The sequence below is a fragment of the Mycobacterium sp. GA-1841 genome (genome assembly GCF_001954135.1).
Taxonomy (GTDB): Bacteria; Actinomycetota; Actinomycetes; order Mycobacteriales; family Mycobacteriaceae; genus Mycobacterium.
This window is the reverse complement of the sequence record NZ_MBEQ01000052.1, coordinates 1-4,543: the sequence shown is the minus strand read 5'-3', so window position 1 is coordinate 4,543 and position 4,543 is coordinate 1. Positions and strand designations below refer to the sequence as shown.

At 60.4% G+C, this 4,543-nt stretch carries 5 protein-coding genes; 4 read left to right on the top strand and 1 reads right to left on the bottom strand.

All coding sequences use genetic code 11. The annotated features are described in order from the left end of the window. On the top strand, positions 1-1,072 hold a 1,072-nt coding region (locus A5740_RS12050), incomplete at its 5' end, for a tyrosine-type recombinase/integrase (RefSeq protein ID WP_217696694.1). Here the strand turns inward: A5740_RS12050 and A5740_RS28315 are convergent. Next, positions 1,073-1,663, bottom strand: coding sequence for a hypothetical protein (locus A5740_RS28315; RefSeq protein ID WP_139335087.1), 591 nt, complete (start codon positions 1,661-1,663; stop codon positions 1,073-1,075). Between the two features lie 603 nt (positions 1,664-2,266). Between A5740_RS28315 and A5740_RS12045 the strand changes: the two genes are divergently transcribed. From A5740_RS12045 to A5740_RS12035, 3 genes are all read left to right on the top strand, one after another. Next, the gene (locus A5740_RS12045) at positions 2,267-2,665 is read left to right on the top strand and encodes a nitroreductase family deazaflavin-dependent oxidoreductase (protein WP_076194329.1); all 399 of its coding nucleotides are present in this window, start codon (positions 2,267-2,269) and stop codon (positions 2,663-2,665) included. A gap of 62 nt (positions 2,666-2,727) precedes the next feature. Beyond that, positions 2,728-3,360, top strand: a complete 633-nt coding sequence (locus tag A5740_RS12040; RefSeq protein WP_076194327.1) for a cutinase family protein — start codon at positions 2,728-2,730, stop codon at positions 3,358-3,360. A gap of 48 nt (positions 3,361-3,408) precedes the next feature. After that, on the top strand, positions 3,409-4,543 hold a 1,135-nt coding region (locus tag A5740_RS12035), incomplete at its 3' end, for a zinc-binding dehydrogenase (protein WP_076194325.1).

The window sequence follows — 4,543 nt, the reverse complement described above, 5'->3', positions numbered from 1 at the left end:
CGAGCAGACATACGAACATCCTTCCAGGGGACCACGTCCCGCTATCTCAGATGTCCACTACTTCTGGGGAACCCCACACATCAAGCCGACGTTCGGCAATCGTCCGGTGTGTTCGATCCTGCCCAGTGACGTGGACACCTGGACTAGCGGATTGATGGCGGGCCGTTCTGATTCGACCGTCAAGCAAGCTCTAGGTGTGTTGCGCCGAATCATGCGTAAAGCTGTGTTGGATAAGGCGATTGACGCCAACCCGACTGCAGAGGTCAAAATCAGCACGTCCTCCAAGCAACGCGCTGATCGGCAACCCTTCAAACATTGCCCCCTGAATGCCGGTCAGATCGCCGCTGTTGCCGACTACATCAGCACCGAGCAACGCAACCCGGTTTTCGGGCTGGCCGTGACGTTCGCAGGTTTTACCGGCCTACGTGCTGCCGAGCTGCAGGGGCTCACGGTGGGCGATTTAGACCTGAACCCGCTCAATCCGTCTGTATCGGTCACGCGCACCAAAACACGGCGCAAAACCAAGGATTGCGAGTGGATCACGTCAACGCCAAAGTCTGCCAAAGGAATACGAAGTGTTCCGCTTGATCAATGGCTGGCCGCTGATCTGAAGACGTACCTAACCAACACGCACCCGAAAGCCGGCGATCCAACAGCGGTGCTGTTTCCGGGCCGTCTGAACCGTCACCGGGCTAGCCAGCTCAAGCGCAAGTTCTCTGACCCGTTGGACATGCTGGATTGGGATAACCCGATTGTCTGCGATTTCGCCTATGAAACGAACTTCAAGCGCGCTTTGCAAAAGTTGGCTGAATCCCACACCATCCCAGCCGATTTAACCCGCGCGGGTTGGCACGATCTGCGGCATTCATTCGCTGTCATGTCTTTGTCCGGTGGTGAGCACTACATGCAGGTGTCCAAATGGTTGGGTCACGCAACGTTCACGCTGACTTTGGACACGTACGGCGATTACATCAGCTCGGTTGAAGGTGGCAAGGCTGCACCGTTGGCGCGTCCGGTGGCTGTTACGGCACAAACGAACAACGTTGTGCCATTGCAGCGCAAGGCCGAATGATCACTCAGGCGGGCAGGCTGCATTTGGCATCTTTGTTGAGAATGCTTCAATAGTGGGTCTGACGGCCCAGCTCGCAGACGCGCAAGCTGACCGCGATTCGACTGTAGAACTTTTCACAATGTGGATTTTCTTGTCGCGATCCAGAATTGTTGTCCATTGGTCTTGCATTGATAGCACGTAGCCGACTTTCGGTTCTGAACCGCGTACGTTTATTATCTCCGTTGGCAGCCAAATGGCTGGCACCGTAACGATTGCAGCGACAATCCCCATCATGAACGTTTGTAGGAAATCGTTTCGTATTGGATCAGGATTGTCGGGGTTGACGTCATGTCCTCGCTTGATTAGCCAACGCGCAAACATCCGGAATCCGCCACGTAGAACCAGCATAAGCGCCACGAGACCGACGTTCGCGACAAATTGCGCTGCGGGCATTAGAAGCGGTATCCACAGTGGAAAACCGATGAGCGGAATAGCGATCCAATCCGCCACTCCAAATGTTCGTTGATCACGTGGGACGGAAAAGAACCACTCAGCGCCAATGACATAGAACCAAAACACGGCTGTTGGAATTAACGGAACGATTGTTGACATGAGTAGAACTGTCAGATTGAGGTTCTGGACTAGATACCGAAAGACTTCGGTGTTTCCGCCAGAGATTATTACGAACTTGATTCCGATGATTGCAAACGGAAGCAGAGACAGTAACCACAAGTAATGTTGACGGATAAAGTCCGTTGGGCCGGGTAGAACGGCACGATCAGACGTCATGAGCGTCAAGGTAGCGGGCGATCAATCGTGGTAGTTGATGGCGCGCCGATTCAATCTGTGCGCGTGCCCAGCAAACCGGCCCCAACAGCGGGCCAACAGCACCGAGCAGCACGGCCAGTGCGTTTGCCGAGGTCACACGCTGACCTGCGGATTTGCCGTCTGCGTAGGTGATTGCGCTTTGCTGAGTCAATGAAACCTGTTGAAACGCAGGCTATCTAGAGGGTCATTTGAATGCCTGCACTGATTCAATTTTGGCCAACGGATAGGTTGCTGAGGGTCAAGACGGACAGACTTAAAATCCGCCAAGTGTCGGTTCGAGTCCGACTGGGGGCACCGATGTTCTTGCAGTTAGACGACGTATTCACACCGAACACGCGATCGGTTGTTGGGCCTTGAAAGGTCTCGACCAATACCTAGACTCCCAGAATGCGCGTGCCTCGCCGAATCGCAGAGTTCAACAAGCGAGTCACCAATCCGGCGGCTCGTGCGCTCACGCCGTGGCTTCCGAACCTCGGGACGCTCGAGCACGTCGGGCGGAAGTCGGGTAAGCGATATCGAACGCCCCTCCTGGTATTCAAGACCCATGATGGTTACGCCGTCCTTATCGGCTACGGCCTACAGACCGACTGGTTGAAGAACGTGCTGGCCGGCGGACCGACGGTGCTACGCAAGCGTGGACGGACTGTCGCGCTCGGCAACCCACGGGTGGTGAGCAAGGCCGAGGCCGCGACCCTCGTCATACCGCGTTCTCGCCTGCTCTACCGGGCGTTTCCTTACAACGAGGCAGCCGTGTTGCTGACGAATGTGGGCTCGACGGTGCGGTAAGCGGTGACGAAGGAGTCGCACCTATCGGGGGAAGGACCCGCGCGGTCCTACGATCGATCGGTATGACGAGCAAGCTTGCTTTGATCTTGACGTTCGCGGCATTGGCCGTTGCCGCTCCGATGGTCACCTCCGCTCCCGCCACCGCCGCACCCTGTCCTGATATCGAGGTGGTGTTCGCCCGCGGTACCAATGAGCCGCCCGGTTTGGGCAGCGTCGGCGGTCCGTTCGTCGACGATCTGCGGGCCCGGGTGGCGCCGCGCACGGTCGACGCCGCGGCGGTCGATTACCCGGCCACCAATGACTTCAACGTCAGCACTCCGGCCGGCACTGACGCCGCACGGTCCCTCATCGAGTCCGTCGCGGCCAGCTGTCCGAACACGAAGATGGTGCTCGGCGGCTACTCACAGGGCGCGGCGGTCATCGAAAAGGCCACCAACGAGGCGTCTCCTCAGGTCGCTGACCATGTGGCGGCCACCGCACTGTTCGGTACACCGCTCACCAGCTTCTCGGGTCTTCTGGCCGCCGGGCAGACGCTGCCTGTGCTGGCACCGCAGTACACGGCCAACTCCATCGCCCAGTGCAACGAGGGCGACCCGATCTGCTGGGAAGGCGGCTGGGACATGGGTGCCCACGTGTCCTACGTGCAGTCCGGAAAGGTCGCGCAGGCAGCCGATTTCGTGGCCGGCAAGGTTTAGTCTATTCACGCTGCACAAAAGCTCGGTGTAGCGACGTAATGTTCAGACATGACTGAGGCACTGCCCAAGACGGCTCTGGAACTGCGGTCGTTGGTGACCGAGGACGGCACGCTGGAGCTGTCACTGCACGAGGTGGCGGTGCCCAATCCGGCGCACGATGAAGTCGTGGTTCGGGTCGAAGCCGCACCGATCAACCCGTCGGATCTCGGTCTGCTGATTCCCAGCTCCGCCGACATGTCGGCGGCCACGGTGACGGGCACACCGGATCGGCCCGTCGTCACCGCACCGCTGCGCGACGGGGCGTTGGCCGGGCTGGCGGCCCGCGTCGGCATCTCACTTCCGGTGGGCAACGAGGGCGCGGGCACGGTGGTGGCGGCGGGGGAGTCGGCGCAGGCGCAGGCGCTCGTCGGCAACACAGTGGGAATCGCCGGCGGCGCGATGTACGCGCAATACCGGGTGGTCAAGGCCGAGGCGTGTTTGGTGCTGCCCGAGGGCGCTACGGCCAAAGACGGCGCGTCCTCTTTCGTCAACCCGCTCACCGCGCTCGGCATGCTGGAAACGATGCGCCGCGAAGGACATTCAGCTCTGGTGCACACCGCCGCGGCGTCGAACCTCGGTCAGATGCTCGTCAAAGCCTGCCTGGCCGACGGCGTGCCGTTGGTCAACATCGTTCGCAAGCCGGAGCAGGAGGAGATCCTGCGGGGCCTCGGCGCCACACATGTCTGCAACTCGTCGTCACCGTCGTTCGAGAAGGATCTCGTCGAGGCCCTGAAGACGACGTCGGCGACGCTGGCGTTCGACGCCACCGGCGGCGGCACGTTGGCCGGCCAGATCCTCAACGGCATGGAGCGGGCCGCCAACGCCACTGCCGCGCAATACTCCCGCTACGGGTCGAGCGTCCACAAACAGGTGTACATCTACGGCAGCCTCGACACGGGCCCCACTGTCCTGACCAGAAACTTCGGGATGGCCTGGGGCGTGGGCGGTTGGCTGCTGACACCGTTTCTGGCCAGTGCCGGCCCGGAGACCATCGCCCGGCTGCGGGCCCGCGTCGCCGCGGAACTCACCACGACGTTCGCGAGCACCTACACCCAAGAGGTCTCCCTGGCCGGCATGCTCCAGCCGGAGGCCTTCCACAGCTACCTGCAGAAGGCGACGGGGGAGAAGTATCTCGTCACACCAC